Source organism: Streptomyces sp. NPDC001941 (assembly GCF_040296945.1).
Classification (GTDB): domain Bacteria; phylum Actinomycetota; class Actinomycetes; order Streptomycetales; family Streptomycetaceae; genus Streptomyces.
Genome location: NZ_JBEOYE010000065.1, coordinates 14937 through 38236 on the forward strand (window position 1 = coordinate 14937; position 23300 = coordinate 38236).

At 70.0% G+C, this 23300-nt stretch carries 22 protein-coding genes; 10 read left to right on the plus strand and 12 right to left on the minus strand.

The window, feature by feature from the left end; translation table 11 throughout:
• Nucleotides 1–12: 12 nt before the first annotated feature.
• From fni to ABT160_RS32915, 7 genes are all read right to left on the minus strand, one after another.
• Complete coding sequence (gene fni, locus ABT160_RS32885; protein ID WP_351651597.1) at nucleotides 13–1089, minus strand: type 2 isopentenyl-diphosphate Delta-isomerase; 1077 nt, start codon at nucleotides 1087–1089, stop codon at nucleotides 13–15.
• The gene (locus tag ABT160_RS32890; protein ID WP_351651598.1) at nucleotides 1086–2273 is read right to left on the minus strand and encodes a phosphomevalonate kinase; all 1188 of its coding nucleotides are present in this window, start codon (nucleotides 2271–2273) and stop codon (nucleotides 1086–1088) included. Before ABT160_RS32890 ends, fni begins: the two co-directional genes overlap by 4 nt.
• Nucleotides 2270–3268 (minus strand): diphosphomevalonate decarboxylase, encoded by a 999-nt coding sequence (gene mvaD / locus ABT160_RS32895; protein WP_351651599.1) that lies wholly within the window; start codon nucleotides 3266–3268, stop codon nucleotides 2270–2272. Before mvaD ends, ABT160_RS32890 begins: the two co-directional genes overlap by 4 nt.
• Entirely contained in the window at nucleotides 3265–4440 is a 1176-nt protein-coding gene (gene mvk / locus ABT160_RS32900) for a mevalonate kinase (RefSeq protein ID WP_351651600.1), read from the minus strand. Before mvk ends, mvaD begins: the two co-directional genes overlap by 4 nt.
• Before the next feature lie 167 nt (nucleotides 4441–4607).
• A complete protein-coding gene (locus ABT160_RS32905) occupies nucleotides 4608–4853 on the minus strand; it encodes an acyl carrier protein (protein ID WP_351651601.1) in 246 nt (81 codons plus the stop codon).
• Nucleotides 4854–4910: 57 nt separating this feature from the next.
• Nucleotides 4911–5888, minus strand: a complete 978-nt coding sequence (locus ABT160_RS32910; protein ID WP_351651602.1) for a beta-ketoacyl-ACP synthase 3 — start codon at nucleotides 5886–5888, stop codon at nucleotides 4911–4913.
• Between the two features lie 533 nt (nucleotides 5889–6421).
• Nucleotides 6422–7927, minus strand: a complete 1506-nt coding sequence (locus tag ABT160_RS32915) for an NsdA family TPR-like regulatory protein (protein ID WP_502984344.1) — start codon at nucleotides 7925–7927, stop codon at nucleotides 6422–6424.
• Nucleotides 7928–9050: 1123 nt separating this feature from the next.
• On the opposite strand from ABT160_RS32915, the gene ABT160_RS32920 reads away from it, so the two are divergent.
• From ABT160_RS32920 to ABT160_RS32960, 9 genes are all read left to right on the plus strand, one after another.
• Nucleotides 9051–10748 carry a hypothetical protein gene (locus tag ABT160_RS32920; protein WP_351651604.1) on the plus strand — a complete coding sequence of 566 codons (1698 nt, stop codon included), beginning with the start codon at nucleotides 9051–9053 and terminating at the stop codon, nucleotides 10746–10748.
• A 335-nt stretch (nucleotides 10749–11083) separates the two neighbouring features.
• A complete protein-coding gene (locus ABT160_RS32925; RefSeq protein WP_351651605.1) occupies nucleotides 11084–12496 on the plus strand; it encodes a cytochrome P450 in 1413 nt (470 codons plus the stop codon).
• Nucleotides 12493–12789, plus strand: coding sequence for a hypothetical protein (locus tag ABT160_RS32930; protein ID WP_351651632.1), 297 nt, complete (start codon nucleotides 12493–12495; stop codon nucleotides 12787–12789). Before ABT160_RS32925 ends, ABT160_RS32930 begins: the two co-directional genes overlap by 4 nt.
• The gene (locus ABT160_RS32935; protein ID WP_351651629.1) at nucleotides 12786–13166 is read left to right on the plus strand and encodes a terpene synthase family protein; all 381 of its coding nucleotides are present in this window, start codon (nucleotides 12786–12788) and stop codon (nucleotides 13164–13166) included. Before ABT160_RS32930 ends, ABT160_RS32935 begins: the two co-directional genes overlap by 4 nt.
• On the plus strand, nucleotides 13135–14694 hold the full coding sequence (locus tag ABT160_RS32940; RefSeq protein WP_351651606.1) for a hypothetical protein: 1560 nt from the start codon (nucleotides 13135–13137) through the stop codon (nucleotides 14692–14694). The genes ABT160_RS32935 and ABT160_RS32940 overlap by 32 nt, the downstream gene beginning before the upstream one ends.
• 115 nt (nucleotides 14695–14809) lie before the next feature.
• Entirely contained in the window at nucleotides 14810–16213 is a 1404-nt protein-coding gene (locus tag ABT160_RS32945; protein WP_351651607.1) for a cytochrome P450, read from the plus strand.
• On the plus strand, nucleotides 16210–17160 hold the full coding sequence (locus ABT160_RS32950; protein ID WP_351651608.1) for a terpene synthase family protein: 951 nt from the start codon (nucleotides 16210–16212) through the stop codon (nucleotides 17158–17160). The genes ABT160_RS32945 and ABT160_RS32950 overlap by 4 nt, the downstream gene beginning before the upstream one ends.
• Nucleotides 17157–18545 carry an FAD-dependent oxidoreductase gene (locus ABT160_RS32955; RefSeq protein ID WP_351651609.1) on the plus strand — a complete coding sequence of 463 codons (1389 nt, stop codon included), beginning with the start codon at nucleotides 17157–17159 and terminating at the stop codon, nucleotides 18543–18545. Before ABT160_RS32950 ends, ABT160_RS32955 begins: the two co-directional genes overlap by 4 nt.
• Before the next feature lie 201 nt (nucleotides 18546–18746).
• Nucleotides 18747–19139 (plus strand): ParB N-terminal domain-containing protein, encoded by a 393-nt coding sequence (locus tag ABT160_RS32960; protein ID WP_351651610.1) that lies wholly within the window; start codon nucleotides 18747–18749, stop codon nucleotides 19137–19139.
• 147 nt (nucleotides 19140–19286) lie between these two features.
• Here the strand turns inward: ABT160_RS32960 and ABT160_RS32965 are convergent, their stop codons facing one another.
• From ABT160_RS32965 to ABT160_RS32985, 5 genes are all read right to left on the minus strand, one after another.
• Nucleotides 19287–20024, minus strand: coding sequence for a Scr1 family TA system antitoxin-like transcriptional regulator (locus ABT160_RS32965; RefSeq protein WP_351651611.1), 738 nt, complete (start codon nucleotides 20022–20024; stop codon nucleotides 19287–19289).
• The gene (locus ABT160_RS32970; protein WP_351651612.1) at nucleotides 20021–20251 is read right to left on the minus strand and encodes a hypothetical protein; all 231 of its coding nucleotides are present in this window, start codon (nucleotides 20249–20251) and stop codon (nucleotides 20021–20023) included. The genes ABT160_RS32965 and ABT160_RS32970 overlap by 4 nt, the downstream gene beginning before the upstream one ends.
• Before the next feature lie 319 nt (nucleotides 20252–20570).
• Nucleotides 20571–20708, minus strand: coding sequence for a hypothetical protein (locus ABT160_RS32975; RefSeq protein WP_351651613.1), 138 nt, complete (start codon nucleotides 20706–20708; stop codon nucleotides 20571–20573).
• Nucleotides 20705–21085, minus strand: a complete 381-nt coding sequence (locus ABT160_RS32980; protein ID WP_351651614.1) for a hypothetical protein — start codon at nucleotides 21083–21085, stop codon at nucleotides 20705–20707. The genes ABT160_RS32975 and ABT160_RS32980 overlap by 4 nt, the downstream gene beginning before the upstream one ends.
• A gap of 180 nt (nucleotides 21086–21265) precedes the next feature.
• The gene (locus ABT160_RS32985) at nucleotides 21266–22111 is read right to left on the minus strand and encodes a recombinase family protein (RefSeq protein WP_351651615.1); all 846 of its coding nucleotides are present in this window, start codon (nucleotides 22109–22111) and stop codon (nucleotides 21266–21268) included.
• A 300-nt stretch (nucleotides 22112–22411) separates the two neighbouring features.
• On the opposite strand from ABT160_RS32985, the gene ABT160_RS32990 reads away from it, so the two are divergent.
• Nucleotides 22412–23293, plus strand: coding sequence for a helix-turn-helix domain-containing protein (locus ABT160_RS32990; protein ID WP_351651616.1), 882 nt, complete (start codon nucleotides 22412–22414; stop codon nucleotides 23291–23293).
• The last annotated feature ends 7 nt before the right edge of the window (nucleotides 23294–23300 follow it).

Sequence of the window (23300 nt, forward strand, 5' to 3'; positions counted from 1 at the left end):
AAGAGGGGGGCATCACGAGTCCTTGGTCGTGCCGCTCGCTGAGGGGCGGCGTTGGAGCGCGAAGTCGCGCAGCTCGCCGGTCAGTACGACGTCGCAGGTGGCGACTTCGGCCGGGGTGTGCGCGCCGAGCAGGGTCATGAGTGCGGCGATCTGTTCCAGCCACTGGCGGATCTGGCTGATCAGGGCCTTCAGCCCGTCGCGTTGCAGGGTGGTGAGGAACAGGCCGGAGACGCCGGCCGCGTGCGCGCCCAGGGCGAGGCCGCGGATCACGTCCAGGGGGTGGCGTACGCCTCCGGAGGCCAGCAGCGGCAGGCCCCGGTCGCGGGCGTCCAGCAGCGCGGCGGGCGTGCTCAGGCCCCAGGAGGCGAGGAAGGCGTAGTCGGCGTGTGCGCGGCGGCCGTTCTCGATGGTGGCGAAGTTGGTGCCGCCGCTGCCGGCCACGTCCGCGACCGCCACACCCAGGTCGGCCAGGCGCGCGACCGTGCGGCCGCTGAGGCCGAAGCCGACCTCCTTGACGATCACCGGGACCGGGACGGCGGCGGTGATCGCCTCGATCGCGGCGGGCCAGCAGCCGAAGGAGCGGTCGCCTTCGGGCATGACGGTCTCCTGCACGGTGTTGAGGTGGATCTGCAGGGCGTCGGCTTCGAGCAGCCCCACGGCGCGGCGGGCTTGTTCGGGGGTGGCCAGGGCGTTGACGTTGGCCATGACGAACCCGTCCGGGTGGTGGCGGCGTACGACGGCGAAGGTGTCGGCTGTGCCGGGGTCCTTGAGGTAGGGGCTCATGGATCCGGTGGCGATCGGCAGGCCCGTCTCGCGCGCGGCGATGGCCAGGTCGCCGTTGATGGCCCCGGTCATGGGGCTGCCACCGGTCATGGCGTTGATGTAGAGCGGCACCGGCCAGGTCATGCCTGCGAAGGCGGTGGTGAGTTCGACCTTCTCGCGGTCCGTGCCCGCCAGGGCGTGATGGACCAGGTGTACGTCGTCGAACTGGCTCGGGCGGGGTGCTGCCGGACCGGAGGAGGGGGCGGGGCCCTGCTCGTGCTGGGCGAGGGCGAGGCGGACGTGGTCGTCCTTGCGGGAGGCGGTCACAGCAGCGTCCTCACGATCGGGGCGCCCAGGACCCGGCTCAGCGGTCCCCGCAGGCGCGGGCCGGCGTCGACGGGTACCTGTCCGTCGGGCACCGTCGCGGTGGTGAGCGACAGGGGGGTGATGCCCACCTGTGTCCAGTGCCGGTGCAGTTCCTTCACGCTGGACGTGGACGGTACGAAGGCGATGCCGCAGTCCCCGCCGCCGGCCCCGGACGGCTTGGCCACGCCCCCCGCGTCGTAGGCGGTACGGCACAGCGTGGCCAGCTCCGGGGTGAAGACGCCCAGGCCGGTCTCCTCGTCGAGGCGGGCGATCAAGGCGTGCGCACGGGTGACGGCACCCAGGAGCAGGGCGGGTTCGTCCTTCTCCAGCGCGCGGCCGATGTCGGCCACCACGCGCGCGCTGCGGTGCCGGAAGGCGTAGTGGCCGGTGGAGGCCCACCACGGGTGGGCGCGCAGCAGCCCGACTTTGTCGGAGGTCGAGGCCGGCCTGCTGGTCCAGCCCGCTTGCAGGGTGAGGGACACGGGCGGTGGCAGGGCCCGTATCGACAGGCCGGACCAGGGGGCGTGCAGGGTGTCGAGGATGCCGTGATGGCTCAGGTGGCCGAGCAGGGCGGCGCGGTCGGGCGGACTGTAGGTGATCCAGCCCTGCCAGATGCTGGCCGCCACGTCGGCCCCGGACGGTGCGGGGTCGAGCGTGATGCCGGCGAGCAGCGCCAGGCGGAAGCGGGTCTCGGCGGTGAGGGGGAGGCCGGCGTAGTCGGTCAGCGCTTGTACGGCGGCGGCGGTGACCGCGCCGCTCGATCCCAGGCCGATCTTGACGCCGTGCTCGTGCAGTGCGCTGCGTATCTCCAGCCGTGCCCGCACCGGCGGCCTGCCCAGTTCCGCGAGCAGGTCGTCGACGGTGCGTACCACGGTGAGCAGCAGCTCCAGGGGTCCTTTGAGATGGGCGTTGTCGCCCTCGTCGACGGCGTGCAGCCCGGTGGTGTCGCGCAGCAGTGCCACGGGCTGGGGGAGGAGGTCGGAGACGAGCTCGACGTCGTGGGCGGCGCCGACGCAGTGGGTGGCGGTGACGCTGATGTAGCGGTCGACGGCGGCGACGACGGCCGGCTGCCCGGGGGTGAGGACCGCGTACTCCCCGGCGATCATCAGCTTGCCCGGCGCGCGTACGGTGACTGGACGCTTCACTTCTCCGCCTCCCCGGTGCGCAGGCTGACGCCGGGGCCGGTGCGTGCGACGAGGGTGGGGCAGCCGGTCGCGTCGCGCAACAGCCCGGCGATGCGGGTGGCGTCGGGCGCGGGGCAGATCACCTTGACGTTCGGGCCGGCGTCCATCGTGGCCCACACCGGCTCGCCGCTCCCGCGCAGCGTACGTACCTCCTCAAGTACCCGATGGGAGGAGGCAGTTCTGTACACCACGGGCGGGGACGCGGTCTCCATCGTGTGGTGCATCCCCATCGCATTGGCCTCCGCGACACGTCCCACGGTCTCCAGGTCCCCGTCGACCAGGGCGCGCCGCAGTACGCCGATGTGGCTGCGCGTGGTGGCCAGCCAGTGCGGATAGGCGGGCGAGGTGGCCTGGGTGCGGCGCATGGCCTCGCGGCTGGAGACGGCCTTGGGCCCGCCGTCGACCAGCACCACGACGAGCGCCATGGCCACCCGCACGCTGTCAACCGGCTCGGCGTAGGAGGCCGCGTCCTGGTCCACGGCGTCCGGCGCGCCCGCGTACCAGTGGACGAAACCGCCGTGGACCGAGCGGGCGGCGGAGCCCGACCCGCGCCGTGCGAGGCGCGTGAGCCCCCGCTCGTCCAGGCCGAGCCGGAAGACCGAGGCGGCGGCGCAGGCGAGGGCGGCGAACCCGGCGGCCGAGGAAGCCAGGCCCGCGCCGAGCGGCACCGTGTTCCGCGTCGTCACCGACACGGCGACCGGACGCGGGGCGTGCTTGCGTACGAGGTCGAGGAAGCCGGTGACGCGGTGGCGCTGTTCCCCCCGGGCCGGGTTCCCGTCGATCAGCACGTCGTCCTCGACCGCGTCGGGCAGCAGCCGGACCGTCGTGGTGGTGGGGTACACGTCCAGCGTCATCGACAGGCTGTCCGCGCAGGGCAGGACCAGGTCCTCGTCCCGCTTGCCCCAGTACTTCACCAGGGCGATGTTGGGGTGGGCGACGGCCGTGGCGGTACTCATCGGGGGCTGCCTTCCTCAAGGAGGGGGGCGATCCAGGTCCGGGTGGCGCCGTGCCCTTCCAGGCGCGTGGCGAGCCGCTCGGCCTGTGCGGGGGACCCGGCCAGGGCGAGGGCGCAGCCGCCCAGGCCGCCGCCGGTCATCTTCGCGCCCAGCGCCCCGGCCGCCAGGGCCGCGTCGACCAGCATGTGCACGGGACCGGTGACCAGGCCCAGTTCCATCAGCAGGGTGTGGGTCTCGGTCAGGCGCCGGCCCAGCCGCTTGAGCTGGCCGGTGGCCAGGGCGTCGAGCCCGTCGGAGGTCAGGGAGGTGGAGCGGGTGAGGAAGTCGCGACGGCGGGCGGGGTTGAGGAGGAACGCCGTGCGCAACATTTCCACCGCCTGGCGGGTGCTGCTGGAGGTGCCGCTGTCGGCGACGACCACCCACCCCTGGCGGCCCACCGGCGGGGCGTGGGTGCGGCCTTCGTGCAGCACGGTCAGTCCCGGGTTTCCGGTGGCGTGCGCGTCGATCCCGCTGGCCCGGCCGTGCGAGACGTTCTCGGCCCGCTGCACCAGCTCGAACACCTCCGCAGCCGCCAGGCGCAGGTCCAGCAGCTGATCGAGGGCGCCGGTCACGGCCCGGGCGCACGCGGCGCTGGACCCCAGCCCACGACCGGGCGGAATGCCGCTGTCCACCAGCAGCTCCACGCCCCGTACCTGCCCGGCGCCGGCACGCTCCAAGGCGGCTTCCACCAGGGTGTGCAAGGCCTCGGGAGCCTCGATCTCGGTGGGGGATCCCGGCCTGTCGGCCGTGTGCAGGTGGAAGGAGACCAGGCCGTGGCCGGACTGCCTGCCGGGTCGTGCCGCGGCCCGGCAGGTGGCGCTCGGCAGGGCGAGGGCGACGGCGGGGGCGCCGTAGACCACGGCGTGCTCGCCCAGGAGGATCACCTTGCCGTGCGCACGGCCGCTGAAAGCAGTCCCCTCGGAGGGGAAGGCCGGTGCGGGGGCCGGCTGGAACGGGTGCGGGCGCGAGGCGTCGAGGGCGTCGGAAGCCGACGCGGGGCGCCCCCGCTCGGCCAGGTGCCGGGGCACGGGAGCGCGGCCGGAGTCCGTCCGCGCGCCGCGCAGCGGCTGGAACGCGGCCGCGGGACGAACCTCTTGGTAGATGTCACGGGTGAGCTCGGAACTGGTGTGCATGCTGCCCACACCAAGGGCACCGGCGGGCGTGTCCACGAGCCGCGCTCCCTTCTGTCAGAGCATGTCGGGCGGAGAGTCGGAAAGGCCGAGAGGCTGTTGGTACGGGCGCGTGGCCGCGTACGACGCTGGGTGGCGAGTGCCGGACGCGGCTTGCCCCCTGTGCGGCGTCAGCTGGCCGCGTCGGTGACGTCCACGCACAGGGCGACGGTGGCGCCCTCGGCGGCGAGCAGGTCCTCGTCGATGCTCTTGCCGGTCTCGGTCTCGATCTTCTGGGCGAGTTCGGTGATCTGCAGCGAGTCCATCTGCAGGTCCTCGTACAGCCGCTGGCCGGGCAGGATCTCCTCGGCGGGCCGTTCGGTGATGAGCGAGATGAGGTGCTGGACCAGGGCGAGCGTCTGGGTCTGGGTGCTCATGGGGTTCCTCACGGTGGCGTGTCGGGCGGTATGGAGATCAGAGGGGCGGCACGGGGATCAAGGGCTGAGCACCACCTGGGCGGCGTAGGTCAGGCCGGCGCCGAAGCCGAAGAGCAGCACCGGGTCGCCCGTGGTGATCGCGTCGCGCTGGCGCAGTTCGTGCAGCGCGAGGGGGACGGAGGCGGCGCAGGTGTTCCCGGAGTGGACGACGTCCTCGGCGACGGTGAGGTCGTCGGCTTCGATGCCGCGGGCGAGGAAGTCGATGATGCGCAGGTTGGCCTGGTGCGGCACGAACGCCTTCAACTGCGCGGGGTCGAGGCCCGCCTGGTCGCAGGCGCTCTGGATGACGGGTCCCAGGGCACTGGTGGTCCAGCGGAACACCTTGCGGCCCGCCATCTCCATCTGCCGTGTCCCCGGGTCGATCGCGATCAGGTCCGCCTGGGCGCCGTCGCTGCCCCAGGCCACCGGGAAGATCTGCGGCAGGGGGCAGGGGCGTACGAGCGCGGCGGCGGCGCCGTCGGCGAAGATCGGGCCGGTGTTGCGGTCCTCGGGCGCGACCCAGTCGCTCATGCGCTCGGAGGCGACGACCAGGACCTGCCGGGCGGTGCCCGCGCGGACGAGCGCGTCGGCGACCGCGAGGGCGTGACTGAAGCCGGAGCAGGCCGCGTTGACGTCGAAACCGGCCGTGGCGTGGCAGCCCAGGGCGGCGGCGACCTGGGCGGCGCCGTTGGGCATCGGCGAGGGCATGGAGCAGGTCGCCAGCACCACGACGTCGACGTCGTCGGGGTCGCACCCGGCGTCGGCGAGGGCTTCCTTGCCTGCCGCGGTGGCCATGGAGACCACCGTCTCGCTGCCGGTGGCGTGCCGGCGTTCCTGTACGCCGACGCGCTGGGCGATCCAGTCGGGGCTCACGCCCGCCTGTGCCGCGGCGTCCTCGTTGGAGATCACGGCCTGGGGCCGGTACGCGCCCAACCCCGCGATCCGCGTGCCCGGCTGGGGCACGCCGGGCATCGCTGCTTGTGCGGTGGTGTGCATATGACCCTCCCAAGGTCCAGGGGGTGGTCGGCCTGCTGTCGCCAGTAGGCAGCGCTGCCTGTGCGATGCGGCCGCCGGATGCTGCGTCACACGACGCGTTCAGATAGGGGGATCGATGCCGATCCGGTGTTCTCGCCCGTCCGCGAAGACACTGCACGCGCAGGCACTGCAGGGGTGTTCACGCGGTGCCCGGGGCGAAGAACTCAAGGGTGCGGTTGTCGTCCGGCGCCGCGATGGCGCTTCGCGCAGTGCTGGAACGTATGTTCATGAAACGCGCCGACGGCAGGGCGGCGCCAGCCGTCCCGACCACCGGGGAGGGCAAGCGGTTGAAATCTTGTGCGCTTGTGAAACGACAAGCGTTGCGCGCCACCCCATGAGCCGTGCTGCGGGATGGGGGCATACCGGGGCACGCGGAGGACAGAGCAACTGGCCCGTTCAGAAGCACGTTTCGTCGCCTCAAGCCCTGAGGGGGGCGAGGCGTTCGGTGGCCGACCTCGACCGGGAAACGGAACCGTGCTTCGTGCGTGGGTGCGTCAGACGGGAGCGGGCACGCGGTGTGCGGGGTGCCGGGTGTGGCTGATGGCGCGGAGGCGCTTGCTGAGGGTGGTGGCCTGGGGCTGGCGGGGGTAGCGGGCCAGATGCTGGGCGAGTGTGTCCAGGGCCGTGTCGGCGTGGGTGGAGTGCAGGTGAGGGTAGTGCTCCAGGAAGCGCTGGCCGTGCAGGGCCGCGGCCTCGACGTGACCGACCTGGAGGCGGAGTTCGGCCAGCCGGGCCTCGGTGAGGGCAGTGGACTTGCGCTGCTCGGGCACGCGGCGGTCGGCGGAGGACTGCAGCGCGACCAGCGCCTGTTGGGTGTCGCCGAGGGCGTGCAGGGTCTGCGAGCGCTGGTAGTCCAGGGCGGCCCGGGGGTAGTAGCCGAACGGGTCGTCGCTGCTGTCGGCCCGGGCGTGGTGGTCTTCGGCCCGGGCCAGGTCGGCGGCGGCGTGGCGGTGGTCGCCGTTGACGGCGTGGGTGTGGGCGCGCTGGATGAGCAGGAACGACGCGGTGGCCGGGCCGCCGTGCGAGGTCAGCGTGTCGACGGCGGCTTCGGCGAGGTGATGGGCGTGCAGCGGATGGCCGAGCCTGAGGGCCTGGACGCTCATGGCGCGCAGGGTGATCGCGTACAGGTGGGGGGCCTGAGCCTGCTCGGAGAGGTCCAGGGCGGTGCGGAAGTAGCGCTGGGCCAGGCCGGGGTGGCCGGAGTCGTCGTTCATCGTGGCGAGCAGGTGGGTGAGCTGGGCCGCGCCGGCCAGCAGGTCGGCGTGCAGCGGGCCGGTGGCCGGGGCGTGCAGCAGGTGGCTGACCTGGTCGCTGAGATAGGTGGCGAGCATCGCGCGGATGTGGGCGCCGCCGTGGCGTTCGGCGAGGGTGGCGAACGTCTGGGTCATCTGCCGCAGGACCAGGGCGTCGCACTGCGCCACGCGGGCCGCGGCCGTCATCGGCGCCTGGCGGGCGGCGGTGGGCGCGGCTGCGCGCACCGGGTCGGCGAATGCGCTCGCGAAGGACCCGGTCAGGGCCAGGGAGCCGACGGTGTACGCGGTCTTGGCCAGGAAGGCCCGGCGCTCGGGGTCGGTTTCGGTGGTACACAGGTTCAGCAGACGGCGCACAGGATCGGCCTCCACAGACTGCGTGTCGCACGGCGGCAGCGGTGTCTGCGGTGACCGGGTCAGGCCCGCGTCCTGCGCGGTGACCAGGCGGCCCAGGCGCTGGCTGAGTGCGGCTGCGACCAGCTGGGGGACCGGGTGGCGAGGAAGGGTGCCGGCGAGCCAGTGGGCCACCGCAGTTCGCTCGTACCGTAGCGCCAGCCCTTGGGCCGCGCCTAGGGTTCGCACCGCGCGGGCCAGTGCGTCTCCTGTCCATTCTGCTTCGGTCAGCAATGCCGCCAGACGCCGGTTCGGCGCGGAAGCGGGCATGGTCGTCTCCTTCGTGGACACTTCCCTGTTGTCGTCACGAGGACACAGCTTGCTTGCAGCCGCCACATCCCAAGTGCTGGGCAGCATCCGTCCCGATGCCCCGCCGGGCACGAACCGGGCTGCTCATTTCCCTTGGATGCGCCGACTTTTCAAGCGTCGGCGAAACTGGACTCGCATGTGTGCTCCCTTAGCGTGCCCGCGATCGGCACATGCATTCCGCACGTTCCCGCCGCGCGGCGTCGCCGTGGCCGACGACGCGCGTACCGGGTTTCGGAGAGGTTTCACGGCTCCTGGCGAACTGGGCTTTGGCCTTGCCCGGCCACGCTTCATCAGGTCAGAAACGGCCGGATCTGGTCCGTGCCGACCGGCCGCGCGGTAGATCGATTCACAAGCGCGCAAACTTTTACCATGTTCACGTACCTGGCGGCCACGCCCCTTCCCTGCCGGCACGACCATGTCCTTGAATCAGACTGATACGTCGTTCATTCGAACAAGACGGATGGCCCGACGCATCGGACCACAGTGCTCCACACCCGTACCATCCTCGCCGCCGATACCGGCAGCGCCTTCACCCCCACCGAGGGACACCCCCCTCTCAAGGAGGATGGCGAACCGGGGCGTGATCCCTTCCCGCCGCGCTTGATCCGGCCCTCGGCCTGGGACACCCCCGCGACACTCCCCAGGACGAGGAGGGGTCTTCTCCCTCTGCCCCAGAACCGCGGCACCCCTCGCCACGACCACACGTGAGGCCCCGACACTCACTTGGAGCCGGTCATGGACCAATTCCACTTCCCCAGACAGACCTTGAGGTAGCTCGCTGCCTTCCCCGGCTCGACCGACAACGCGATGTCCAGCCGGCGGCCCGTCACAGGCCCGAACACACCCGGCCCGACCCAACGCACACTCCACGCGGTCCACATCGACATGCCGGGATCCGGAGCAGTGCCATCAAGGCTGACGCGAGGGTGACGGGCTGCGCTGCCCGCCCTCGCCGGATGGGTCAGGAGCCACCGCTCCGGACCCCCTGAACCCGGTGACTCAAGGCCACGGCCAGACCGCGTACGCGCAACTCCCTAGCCCTGCCCCACATTCACAAACGCGCAAGTTTTCGACGCGTGTCCGTATTGCTCGCCGAGCGGACATTGTCTTCGCGACAGGTGCGCGGAGACGCTTCGCTGGGCCCCTCCTCTCATGACAGGTGGTGAACCTCGTGGACCAGATCCAATGCACCGCACCGATCTGCCCTGACACGTTGTACTTCCGCGGCTCGGGGACTGAGGCCTTCGACGAACTCGCCCGAGCCCGCACGGGCTGGGACCTGCTGTGTGCCGCACACACCATGTGGTGCGGGCCCGGCTGCGAGATGACCCTCGAGTGCAGGTTCCTGCACTACCACGACCGGGACCTCACTTCCCGCCCGCACCGTACGGTGCGCTCGCGCTACTCCAAGGACACCGCGCACCTCTTCGGCCTCATGGGCGGAAGCGGCTACCAGGGCGGCACGTCACAGTCCCACGAAGTCAACCTGTGGCCGCTGCTCGAAGACGTACTGGCCAAGTCCGACCCGGTCCGCAGTGCCGAGGGGCTGGTGCACTGCGACTACTCGGACTGGACGAAGAAGCAGGGCGCCAGCGCGAACGACACCATCGCCTTCGCCTGCCGCGACTCCATCCAGTGGATGGCCAACTGGTGCGGAGACCGCTACGGCCACGACCCCTCCGGCGTGCGCTACGTGGCGTTCTCCACCATCTGCGACGACATCTGCATCCCCGCCCTCGACCTCGTCAACGAGCGCTTTCGCATGTACGGGCGTTCCGTGCGCGACCTCATGGCCGACATGGACCGCAGCGGATGGGGTTCCGACGCACCCAACATCCTGCTGGCCCTGATCCGCCAGTACACCCTGCAGTACGCCGAGAAGGCCGCCTTCGGCCACGGCCACGGCCACCGCAGCGTCCACGACCAGCTCAACGAGGCGAGCGGCGTATGGGACAGCGTCGTCTACCGCACCCACACCGCGAACACCTACGGCGCCTCCGTCGTCGTGGGCCGCACCATGGACTCAGGCCCCGTCACGGAGACCTGGCTCATGGACAGCAGCATCTGCGACGCGATCTCCATGGACCTGTGCAAATCGGCCCTGCGGGTCTACGCACACGACGACCACATGCCCACCGCGAACGCCCAGACCGAGAGGGAACGCGAGGGGGGCTACCACTCCGTGTACCTCGACCTCATCGATGACCTCGTCGCCACCGGCGCCCCCGACGCCACCGTCCACTTCGGCCGATCCGGATTCCTCTTCGTCCAGGTCCAGGACCGGTACCAAGAACGCCGTGCTGGACGACGCTTCGCCATCACTCCGACCATGAACCGCACACTCGGCGACCTGTTCGGCACCAGCCCGGCCGACCCGCTCATCGACGGCCTGTTCCGCCTGCAACACCTCGCCCGGCAGGACCGGCAGGAACACACGGGCCCCGTCACCACTCCCGAGTCGCTCTCCGCCCGGCTGGCCGAGCAGGCCGCCGAGAGGATGAACCGGCGGGCCCAGTCCTACGTGCACCACGACGTCCAGCCCCCGCACCGCGACCTGCCGGCCCCAGACGGTGAAGGACGTTGCGCCTGCGCCCGCAGCTGGATTCACGCGGTCCACGCCCTGGCGGCGAAAGCCGACAGTCCGCAACGGCTGCACGACCTCCTCACCGGGCAGCTGCTCCCCGGAACACCGCACCTCACGCCCCAGCAGTATCAGAGCCTGTGCCCGAGCGAGGACGCCTGGGCGGCCGCCAGCAGCTGCCAGATCGCGTGCGGCGCAGAAGCCTGTGAATGGGCCGTCTACGCCGACCACGCGTGGAACACCACCCAAGCGACCGGGCACACCTGCACCGACTCGCGAACCGCCTGAGCCGTGCACGTCGGCCCCCACGGAGGCACATGTGCACCCGGACGGGAAACGACCCGACCGCCACCACGGGGGCGGCTGCGCCAACCTGAAGGTGTACGGCGTCAGGGCCTGGATATCAGCAGCCGACGTCAGCATCTCGTACGGAGGCCCGGAAACGCTGACGTGCTGGGGCCTCACCAACGCCGCCCACGTCATCCGCACTCCCTGAGCCAAGTTCTCCAGACCGCTCGGGACCACCGCCGTCACGCCCGTGGGGCCCACCCCTCCTCGGCGTTTCCGGTGAGCCAAGATTCCGTGTCTCAGCCGGCAGCGCCTCACGATCGCGGAGAAGAAAGATGACTGACATCACGCAGGCCCCGAGCGCCCTGCCTCTACTCGGGCACGCCCTACCTCTGCTTCTGGATAGGTCCCGTTTCCTCAGCTCTCTGCCGCAGCACGGAGACCTGGTGTGGATCCGGATCGGCCCGCAGAAGGCGCTCGTCGTCACGACCGCCGAACTCAGCACCCGCATGTTGCGAGACGACCGCACCTTCGACAAAGGCGGCGTCATGTACGACCGGATCAGGGAGATCACGGGCAACGGGGTCTCCGCCTGCCCCCACGCCGACCACCGACGGCAACGACGTTTGATCCAACCGTCTTTCCAGCGCGACCGCATCCCCACCTACATGCCGACCATGTACCAGCAGGCGACACGCTTGACGGATACCTGGCATGAAGACGTTCCGGTACGCATCTTCACCGAGATGAAGAAGACGACCGCCCGAACGACACTCTCCGCCCTCTTCTCGTCCACGCTGCCGGACGACGGCATCGACAGCCTGGTAGACGACCTCGACACGGTCGTGTCCGGGATGGTGAAACGGTCCATCATGCCTGGCCTCGTCAACGATCTGCCGACTCCGGGCAACCGCAAGTACCAGCGAGCACGGGAACGCGTACACGAAGTGGTCATCGGCCTCATCGCCCAATACCGGCACCAGACTGCCGACAACGAAGACTTGATGTCCGTCTTGGTCGCCACCCGCGACACTGAAGGTGACAATCAGTCCCTGAGTGACATCGAGCTCAAGGATCAGGTCGTCACCTTCCTGATGGCCGGGACCGAAACGACGGCCGGCACCCTTAGCTGGGCCCTGCACCTTCTCACCCGGCACTCGGACATCGACGCCCGGCTGTACGCCGAGGCGATCGAGGAAGAGGCACGGCTCCAGGCCGGGGGGAAGCACGACCCGGCCCGCTTGCCGATGGCCCGCAAGGTCATCCTCGAAACGCTGCGGTTGTATCCGCCGGCGCCGATGATCACTCGGCTCGCCACCCAGGACACTGAACTCGGCGGGCATCGCGTTCCTCGGGGTACCACCGTGATCTTCGCCCCCTTCACCATTCAACACCGGCCGGACCTCTACCCTGACCCGGACGCCTTCCGCCCCGACCGCTGGCCCGAGCACGGCTCCACGCTCCAACTGCCGCGCAGTCCGTTCAGCGCGTTCGGTGGAGGGGCCCGCCAGTGCATCGGGGACACCTTCGGCCTCACCCACGCCACCGTCGCCCTCTCCACAATCGCTGCCCGCTGGCGACTGCACCGCACCACAAGGCGCGAGCCCCGACCGGGGATCAGCCTCACCCTTGTCCCGCCCCGACTGACCCTCACCCCCCACCGCCGCCCCACCGACACGAACAAGAGCACCCCCCAAACCACTCACGGTTCACTCCGCGGGGTCCCTTCAGCAGAAGACTCCCGATGAGCACCGAGACCATCACCCTGGCCTCAATCCGCACCGTGATTGCCGAACTGCCCGCCGCGTTCATCTCCCGCTGCGAACTGCCCGGTTTCTTCTGTCCGATCGAGCCCGTCCGGTACCCGCTCGCGGTGAAGACCGAGGCGGCCTGTATCGAGTGGATCGACGAAGCCGGCATCGCCCCGGTTCCGCGTGTCCGCCAGGTCTTGATCGACACCAACTGCGCTGGCCGTTCGGTGCCATCCAGCAGATCTCCGACACGGAGAAGTCGCACGTCCCCATCGTCGAGCAGTACCTGACCCACCGGCTCAACTCCTCCGCTGCACTGACACTCATCATGGCGATCGAGTCGATGTATGACGACGAGATCCCCGGGGACTTCCTCGACGGCCCCGCGATGCGAGCGCTGGGCGAGATGGCGGCACTGATTGTCTGCGTCGACAACGACGTCATCTCCTGCCCGCTGGAGAACCAGGCGATGAAGTCCCGGCAGAGCTTGATCAACAGCATCGCCCACCACGAGGCGATCCCCCTCGACGAGGCGCTGGGCCGGACGATCGACATCCGGGAGAGGCGCCAGCCGCTGTCCCACCCGATCCAGCGCCGGCCGCACACGGTTGCAGGAGTGCTCGAAGGGATGAATCATGCCGATCTCCTGGATCACAGGGCACGGTGATCGCGTCGAGGGGGAGCTGAACCCCCGTGGCTGGGGCCTGCTCGACTTCCGGCCCCCCGCACAGACGGCCCTCTGCGAGGGTCTCGAGACGGGGTGCGCCTGCGAGCGGTGCCGGACCGCCTTCGAGCACGACCCGCGGCCGTTCGCGGCCAAGATGCGTGAGCACCACGAGGCGAAGGTCTCCAGGCGCACGTTGAGCGAGCCCTCGGGGACACCCGAGACCCCGGTGTGCCGCTCCCTTCTCGTGGAAGGGCTGCCCGCACGGATCACCGTGCGCAACGGCGTCTTCGACGCCGTGACACACGACCTGTCCGGTCTGCGGGACGAGGCGTGGTTCCGGTCCTTCACCGAGCGGCTCGGACTGCCGGAGACGGCGGTCGTCGAGGAGTGGGAGGGCCGGCTGCTGTGGAGTGCGGTGCAACGCGAGGACTTCACGACCTACCACGGGCAGTGGCAGAAGATCAGCGCGGAACTCGCGGACCACATACCTGATTCCCACTACCCCTCCGGCGGGCGGGCGGGGCATCGCGCCCCGTTCGTCGACGTCGGCCTGGGCTCGAGTCTGGGGTTCTTCTGGGCGCTGAACACCGACTGGGACGTGCAGTTCTCGGCGGCGGTGGCGACCTCGATCGCGTACTGGGCCGACATGGCCAGCGGCGTGGACGCGCCCACCGGGAACCTGGCGGAGATCTTCGACGTGCTGCCTTCGCTGGCCTCAGCCTGTTCCACCGGTCGGACCGACAACCTCTCTGCCATGAAGGTCCTCGCCATGGAGTACTTGGGTGCCGCCCGGGCGACCCCTCTTTCGGGCCCGCTGCCGGCCTTGGAGGACGTGTGGCTCAGTCGCCTCGCCGACGTCGGCGCCCGGGAGTCGTGCGTACTGATGACCGGATGCGGTGCGGCGTTCAGCGACCGCCGCAGCGACGAGGACACACGCTGCCTGGTGGCCTGGGGAGTGATCCATGACCTCTACGACCTCCCCCGCGACGTCGCCACCAGGAACACGGTCAACAGCGTTCTGTGGGCCCTGTTCGCCGGGTACACCGGGCACCAGATCGCAGACTGGCTCCGCGACACCGTCGCCCTCGCCGCCCGAAGCGGATCCTGCGCCGCAAAACTGCTGCTCTGCACCGCATTCGTACACGTCGCCAACCCCCGCTGGGCTGTCAGCGGGGTCGCCCTCGCCGACAGGCTCCGCTGGCCCTCCGCGCCGCCTCTCCACCCTGCCGCCGACAAGCCCCTGCCCGCTTACATCCGCCACCCGCAATCCCTCAATGACCTGGGGGAACCCGCCTGCATCTGCGTGGAAACCGAGGTCTCACGCGCCCTGGGAACCGCCGCCCTCACGGCCCTCGACGGCACGGTGCCCCGATTCACCGGAAGTGCCGCGCGCCTGGAGGCCCACGACACCGGCATGTCGGCGCTCATCACTCAGGACTGGGACACACTCGTCGACCTCTCCCGCACGGCCTGGAGCACCTTCCTGCACGACCTGGACAGGATCGCCGACTGGACCGACAACAGCTGAGCGCAGTCCCGACCAGCAGCGACAGATGGCACAGCGCCCGTCAACGCCGCACCGGCCCGGCGAACTCCCCTCCCTCGCTCTGACACCTGCAGCCTTCTGCGACCAAGGAGCCGTCGTGAACAGCTCTGTCCCAGGCGCCGCCAAGACCTCGACGTCGAATTCGGGTGAAAGCGCGCCCTTCACCTCCGGAACAGCACCCGGAGGCCGACCGGTCATCGGGCACGTCCTGCCGTTGATGCGCGACCCCGCCGCCTTCCTGGCGTCGCTGCCCGCCTTCGGGGATCTGGTCGAGATCCGCCTCGGCACGACCCGCGCCCATGTGCCGTGCCATCCGGAGCTGCTGTGGCAGGTGATGGTCGACGACCGGCTCTTCGACAAGGGCGGGAAGTACTACGACCGGGTACGGGAGATGGCCGGAAACGGGGTGGCCACGTGCATGCACGATGACCACCGGCGCCAGCGCCGCCTCCTCCAGCCCGCCTTCCACGCCTCTCGGCTGATCCGTTACGCGCAGATTATGGAGCAGGAGATCGCCGGCCTCACCGGGGCCTGGAGCCGAGCCCAGAGCATCGACGCGTACCCCGTCCTGTACGGGATGGCGCTGCGTACGCTGACCCGGACGCTGTTCTCCTCACAGGTCGACGCCGACACCGTCGAGGGCATCAGGCGCTCCTTCGACACCGTCTTCGGCGGCTTCTTCCAGCAGATGTTCCTGCCGCGCTTCACACGGCGCCTGCCCCTGCCGGGCAACCTGCGCCATCAGCGGGCACTGCGGCACCTGCGGGCGGCGGTGCCGCAGGTCATCGCCGACTCGCGCGAGGCCGACGACGACGGGAACCTGCTGGCGGCCCTGCTGGCCGCCCATGCCGACCAGGACGTGCCGGTCGACGACGCACAGCTCCACGACCACGTCGTGACCGTCCTGGCGGCGGGAAGCGAAACCGTCGCCGCCACGCTCACCTGGTCGTTGTACCTGCTGGCCAGTGACCCGCAGGCGCAGGAACGGCTGCAGGCCGAAGCCGACGCGGCTCTGGCGGGCCCGGTGGCGACGTGGGACAACCTCCCCGACCTGCCCTTCACACGGCGTGTCCTGACCGAGACCATCCGCCTGTATCCACCGGGGTGGATGTTCTCCCGCGTCACCACCAGCGACACCGAGCTCGCCGGCAAGCGCCTGCCCGCAGGCACCACCATCGTCATCACACCCTTCCCGGTCCACCGCAACCCGGAGATCTTCCGTGACGCCGGCTCCTTCGACCCGGACCGATGGCTGCCCGAACGAGCCGCGCCCCTGCCCCGCGGAGCCTTCTCGGGCTTCGGGGCAGGCGCGCGCAAGTGCATCGGAGACGACTTCGGCATGGGGGAGTGCGCCATGGCCCTGGCCACGATCGCCCGGCGATGGGACGTCCGCGCACAACCGGGTGCCGACACCCGGCCGGTTCCCCTCGCGGGCTTCTACCGTCCGCGCCGGCTCTCCCTCCAGCTGACCCGCCGAGGGCCGGCGGAGGGCCTCGCGTGAGCGGAACCGAAGCGGTCGCCATCGTGCCCCCGCTCCCGGCCGCCGTCCGCGCCCGCGACCAGGCCATGCAAGAGCACCTGGCGTGGATGCAGGGCCACGGCCTCCTCCGCGCCAGCGCCGATCTGGCGCGCCACCGCAGGCACCGCCTGGCCGAACTGGCCTGGCACACCTACCCCGAGGCGACCGGAGAGGACCTCCGGCTGGGCTACGACGTGATCGGCTGGCTCTACGCCTTCGACGACCTCGTGGACGACCCCGCCACCGAAACCAAAGACGTCATCGACCACACCCGGCGGCTCTGCCACGTCCTGTTCGCCGCCGAAGCCCCCTCCACCGTCGACCACTGCGCCTACACCCGCTCCTTCCACGACCTCTGGTCGCGGTCGCAGGAGCCGATGCCCCGGACATGGCGCGCCAGGGCCGCCTTCCACTGGGAGCGCTACTTCTCCAGCCAGCCCTACGCCATGCCCCACGGATCACAAGGCCTCGCCACCGATCCCGACGAGTACCTGGAGCTCCGAAGGGGCTCCTCAGGTTCGGAGGTCGTCCTGGACCTGGCCGAGCGACTCCAGCACTTCTGCATCCCTCCTCCGGAGTACCACAGCACGGCCCTGCGCCGACTGCGCCGCATCACCGTGGACCTGCTCAACCTGACCAACGACCTGCACTCGGCCGCGCAGGAAGCCGCAGCCGGAGGGCGACAGAACATGGTCCTGCTCACCCAGGCCGTCGAGGGCGTCGACCGGACAGCGGCACGGGCCCATGTGGGGCGCATGGTCGACACCCTCCTGGCGGAGTTCGCCGCGGTGCGCCCCCAAGCCGACCGGCTCGCCGGCAGGCCCGGCTCTGCCGCGCGGGCGTCGGTCGAGGCCATGTGGAACTGGATCCACAGCTACGACGCCTGGGGACGGCAATCGGACCGCTATCGCAACCAGAGGCAGCAATGAGCGACAACGACCGCGGCCGGAACGAAGCCGTGATCATCGGTGCCGGATACGCCGGGCTGCTCGCCGCCCGCGTCCTGGCCGACCACTTCAACCGAGTCACGCTGATCGAACGCGACGAGATCACCGAAGAGACGACCTACCGGTCCGGCATCCCCCAGGCCCGCCACCCCCACGTGATGCTCGCCAAGGGCTCACAGATCCTCGAGGACCTCTTCCCCGGCCTCACGGCCGAGCTGCACGCCCGGGGTGCACCCGTCTTCGACTTCGGCAGCGGTTTCCGGATGCTCCTGCCCAGTGGATGGGCGCCGCGCACCGAACTCGGCATCCAGGTGCAGTCCTTCACCCGGGTCCTCCTGGAACGCACGATCCGCAGCCGGGTCATGGCGATCCCCAACGTCCGGCTTCTGGACCGCCGTCACGTGACCGGACTCACCGGCGGGCGGCAGATCACCGGCGTCCTGACACAGATCCGGAACGGCCAGACCGCGAGCGACAGCCTGGAACGACTCCGGGCCGACCTCGTCATCGACGCCAGCGGCCGCTCCACCCGGCTGCCCCAGTGGCTGACCGAACTCGGATACCCCCTTCCCAAGACCCGTACCGTCGACGGAAACCTCACCTATGCCTCGCGGCTCTACCGGATACCGCCGGGCAGCACCGCGGACTGGAGAGTCTCCGCCCAGACGACCTTCGCCCCCACCATCAGGTCCGGAGCCACCGTCGTCGCGGTCGAGGACCGGCAATGGCTCACCACGCTCCTGGGAGCAGCGGGACGACGCCCGCCGACCGAGGACGCCGAGATCACCACGTACGCCGCCATGCTGGCCAACCCCGACCTGAGCAAGATCCTCACCGAGGCCGACCCCGCATCGGCCACCTACCGGTACACCAAGCTGGGCAACCGATGGCACCGCTACGGACGCAGAGGCCACTGGCCCGAACGGCTGCTGGCCGTAGGAGACTCCACCTGCACCTTCAACCCCATGTACGGCCAAGGCATGACCATCGCGGCGTTGGAAGCCGTCCTGCTCCGCGACCTCCTGCGCACACGCTGCGACCTCAATGGCCTCGGGCGACGCTTCCACCGCCGCGTCAACAAAATGCTCCTCATCCCCTGGGCGAGCGTCACCAGCAACGACCTCGGCTGGCAACCCGGCCGACCACCACCCCTGGCCCGGATCATCCGCTGGTACTTCAGCACCCTCCTGGCCTGCCTCCCCGCCGATCCTGCCCTCTACCGGCGCTTCGCCCGCGTCCAGCACATGCTCGACCACCCCCGCCGCCTGGTAGCCCCGGCGGTCCTGCTCCACGTCCTCGTCCAGGCCATCCGGCAGGCTCGCACGACACCAACCGCCCTCACTCACGACACCAGCGAAGAGACCTGACATGGAGGCCACCTCGCCGGTGGCAGCACTCCCGGCCTCCACGACCGTCACGACAGCGGCCACCAGCACGCTCTCCGGCTTCCCGGGGCAAGGCCCCTTGACGCGGAGTTCCGGTTCCCGGACGGAGAGCTGCCCCGGATCGCGGCCGGCAGACAGCGGTACGCCAGAACATACGGAGATTCACTCCCGCGCCCTGAGGAGGTGGGGATCATCACCATCGAGAACCGCATGTCCACGAACGGCGACCCCAGAGGATCCCGGCCGCAGTCCAGCAGCATCGGGGAATCAGTCCGCTACGGCAGCTTCGCGCTGCAGCCCCCGCAGATCCGTGCTGCGGTCGTCTCGCTGATAGCCGGCTACCGCCGGCTCGAAGCGGCCGGGGCGCGGGGGCGACAGCGGTGCGAGGGCCCCTTGTTCGTCCACCAGGACGGCACCTTCGAATGCCACGGCGGCTGCCCGAACCCGACCGGCACCTGGCACACCCCCGCGGCACTGCAGTACTGCACCCACGCCCGCACCCCGCACCGCAGGTCCCCGCTGCGCAAGCACTGCCCGGCCTGCACCCCCGCCACGCTCCGCAGACGACGCCGCTGACACCCTGCGGGTGCCGCCCGCGAGATCACCGAGCACACCGCAACCCGCGGGCCGGCCACCGAGCCGCTCGGCTCGGTGACCGCTTGCCGCGGCCGTCGGCGTACGCGTCCTCGCCGCCGACCGGGCTGCCCGATCCGGCAACCGGGGTCAGGGACGCGGGCACTCGTCCGCGAGCTTCTTCAGCCGGCGCAGGCTCTCCTCCTCGGGCAGGGCAGCGCCCAGTGCCCGTTGCATCAGATGCCGGGCGAATCCGGCGTCCTGACCGGCGGTGTACATCACGTGGACGTCCTTGTAGTCGAAGAACAGGCGGGACTGTCCCAGGACCAGCTCGGTGAGGTGGGTCGTGGGCACGTGCCCCTCAGGTCCGGGCGGAATCAAGTGCAGTGACACGTTGGGGTGTTCGGCCAGGGCGCACAGGTGCGTGATCTGCTCGTACGCGAGCAACCAGTGGGGACCGATGTCGACGACGTCGTACCCGAGCACCACCCGAATCGGCTGGGACGGGTCCAGACCAACGCGCCGCGCCATCTCCGCCGCCTGCTCTTCGGCGGGCAGACCGCTGACGCCCACGGGGAGTCCCGGCGGGAGAAGCGGCGCCGGCAGACGCGTCGCGGCGTAGATCGTGCGGCGCTCGGCAGCCTTCTCGCACGCGGCGAGCCGCGCCAAGCGGCCAGGCGAAAGGTCCCAGAGCCGCCGCTCTTCGAGCAGGCGCAGAAGCTGGGTTCGACTGCGTACGCCGGGTGGCAGGGGACCGCACGACGCGTAAATGCCTCCGTGTTCCAGGACTTGCCTGCTGGCCGCCCACACCGCGAGGGCCTGCGGGGTGAACAGCGCCGACAGAGAAGCACCGAGCGACTGGGTGAGGCCGGACTCGTGAGGGTTCACCCGGTCGCCTCCTGGTCCGCCAGCCCGCTGTCGGTCCGCGGCTCGGACTGGGACAGCGCGGTCCAGGCAGGTCTGGACGGCAGGAGCCCAGCGGCCTGGGAGGCGTTGATCGTCGCCGCGAGCGGGGCGACCCCGCAGGTTAAGGCAAAGATCGCGAGGATCCTGCGGAGACGTCGGGAGTCAGCTTCGTCGCTCTCACGGGCATGACGGGCGTAGCTCTTCACCATGGGTCCTTCTGGGGTTTGGGGAGGGGCGCCCACCCCGGGCAGCGGGAGTGCCGGGAGTGCCGGGAGTGCCGGGAGTGCCGGGTGGACCGGGTGGACCGGGTGGGGAAGCTCTGTCGCAATACGGCCGCGGCGCTGCGGGTGTGGACGGCTTCAGGTGGGTGGTGCGTCGGCAGGGTCCGGGCCGGCGCACCACCCGGCGGCCGGGGCCTCGAGGTCGAATTCGGGGCCGTACCGCCGACCCCCGTGGACGCGATGCCAACGGGAGTCCTTCCTCCCTCGCGTGCGCAGAGCGCGCAGGGGAGGGGGCAGAGGGGAGAACTCAGCGTGCGACGGCGGGCAGCGGGCGCTTCGGGGGATGCCACGGTGTCTGGCCGGTGACGATCCCGTAGACGAGCAGCAGGATCACGATGGCGAGGACGAGCAGGTAGATCGCGCCCGCGCGACGGCGGGCGTTCACTGCGGGCTTCGGCCGATCACAGCGGCCACTGCCCAGGGGTTGGCGTCGTTGATCTGGTCGAGGTACTGCACGGCGATCGGCCGCAGAACTCGTGCCCAGCCCATCGCCCGGAAGTGCCACGCTTCGCGTGAGCGGGGCACGAGGTAGGAGATCTCGATCTGGCCCTTGCCCTCGGCGATGGCGTTCGCGGTCTCCGGGAACAGGCGACGGCCCTCCGTCAGCTCGCGGACCATCAGCTCGTAGGCGCAGTGCAGGTCCTTGATGGTCTGCTCGGACTCCTGCTGCGGGGGCGCCTGCTGACCGACGCGTAAGAGCGCCGCGCAGGTCCTCAGCACCTGCTGGACATCGGCGGCGGACGTGGTGGACGCGGTGACCATGGAGCTCTCCTCAAGATGGATTCGGGGCGTACCCGGGGTATGGCGGAAGGGCTGGTGCACCGCGCCGTCGCGCACTCGGGGGCACGCGACTGCGCGGTGAACTCTCCCGCTCAGCGAAGTGCGCCTGTGAGACCCGTCCGCCTGCACCGAGCAGGTGGGAGTGCCAGGCGGCAGGGAAGTTCAGGGCCGGGCGTGCTCGCTGAGCACGTCGAGGTGATCGAGCAGCACCACGCAGTGCGGTGCCAACCGGTACAGCCGCGCCATGTACGAGGCCGCGTTCGCGGGCACCGGGGGAGGCGCGTACAGCTGCCTGCGAGCCTCAGCCACCGCGGTCAGGCCGTCGCCTCGAAGTGGGGCCGCCGCGTGGAGCTCCAGGGCCTTCTTCTGTACGTCCAGAACGAGCGTGGCCAAGGAGTCCTCGACATAGCGCAGACTCTTGCGGACCGCGTCGAACTCAAGGAACGCCTCGGGCGGATCACCGCTCAGGATGCTCGCGCAGGCGTCGCGGATTCGGCCGCGGCCCGCCGGGGTCAGGGTTCTTGCCGGGGGGACGTACGGGGGGCCACTGGCCCGCTCGTACGACTGCACCACCGCTTCGGAATCGACCGCCACTGGACCGTGGCCCCCACACTCCGACGGCAATCCCGTCTCGCGGAGGAACGCACCGCGATCACGGAGTATGGCGCGCAGGTGACCAAGCTCGCTCCGGCCGGCGACAAGGTGGTTGAACTCCGGTACGAGGACGCCGCGGACCGTGCGCGTGGTGATCGCCGCGACGACCTCCGCCCACCCCGGTCGCCGGTCCAGGACGTGCAAGCGGTCCTGGTCCTCGACCACACGGCACGGGTTCCACTCGTGGGCGTGGGCGTACCGCTCCATGAAGTCGATCATCTCGTCAGAGGACAGCGCGGTGCCCGCGACCAGGTAGAGCAGAACGTCAGTCCTGGCGTCACCATCGGTCGTCTGGTGCAGGGGAGAAATCGCTGACATGACGACCCTTCGCAGATCAGAGGCATGATGCGGCATGAGGGACGACGGTTCGAGCGATCCAGCCTCACCGTCACCCGCACTTGCTCTGGCTCAACTAGCCTGATGCACACGCAAGTTCAGCTGCAACAAGTACGCGAGTTGCACGGAAAGTGGCATAGTCTGTTGCGGTAACAAGGGGGTTCGCTGCGCGCACAGAGGCTGCCAGAATCGGAACAGGCGCAACGGTGCCGAGCACAACAATGGTGAAACCTGGAACAGCGGCCCTCGTAGTCAGGTCAGGTCTGTCCACGATGCTCATAGCCGTGGGCGGAGAGTTGAGCTCGAGGAGGCAAGGAAGTGCCAGCGAAAGTCGGAACGACCATCCGGCGAATCCAGCTGGGCCAGGAGCTCTTGCGCTTGAGAGAGCGGGCGGGCCTCACGTTGGACCAAGCCGCCGAGGGCCTGCCCTTCCACCACACCCGGATCTCCAAGTTGGAGAACGGCACGACCAAGCTGAAGACCGGCGCCCAGCTCCGCCAGCTCCTGGAGCGCTACGGCGTCACCGACGACAAGGACGTCGCCTTCCTCGTCGACCTGCACGCCAACTCCTTCAGCCGCGAGTGGTGGCACCCCTACCGCAGCGTCATGCCCTCGGGCATGTCCTTCTACGTCGGTCTGGAACAGGACGCCACCCGGATGAGCGTCTGGCAGCCCAACGTGGTCTTCGGACTGCTCCAGACCGAGGCGTACGCACGCTCCCTGTTCGAGGCAGCGAAGCCCATCGATGAGCGGACCACGGAGTTCGTCGAACGCAACACCCAGGTGCGCATGGAACGGCAGAACGTCCTGCACCGCTCCGAGCATCCGATGGAGCTATACCTGGTGCTTGACGAAGCGGTCCTTCGCCGTGTGGTCGGGAACATGCAGATCATGCGGGAGCAGTACCTGCGCATCATCGAGCTGTCCGAACTCGATCACGTGACGGTGCAAATTCTTCCCTTGTCCCACGCTACCTACCGCACCGATAGCAACTTCGCGGTGGTCAAGTTCGAGGCCCCGGACATGACGATCGTGCAGGTGGACGTGCCGGCCGGAGTCAGCGTCGCGGACAGGGACACAGAGGTCTGGAAGCACACCCGCAGGTTCGATGCACTCCAGCGGGGCGCTCTCGGGCCCGGCGACACGCCGCGGTTCCTGCACCAACTAGTGAAAGAAGTCGAATCATCAACACGCACCTGACGGCGCT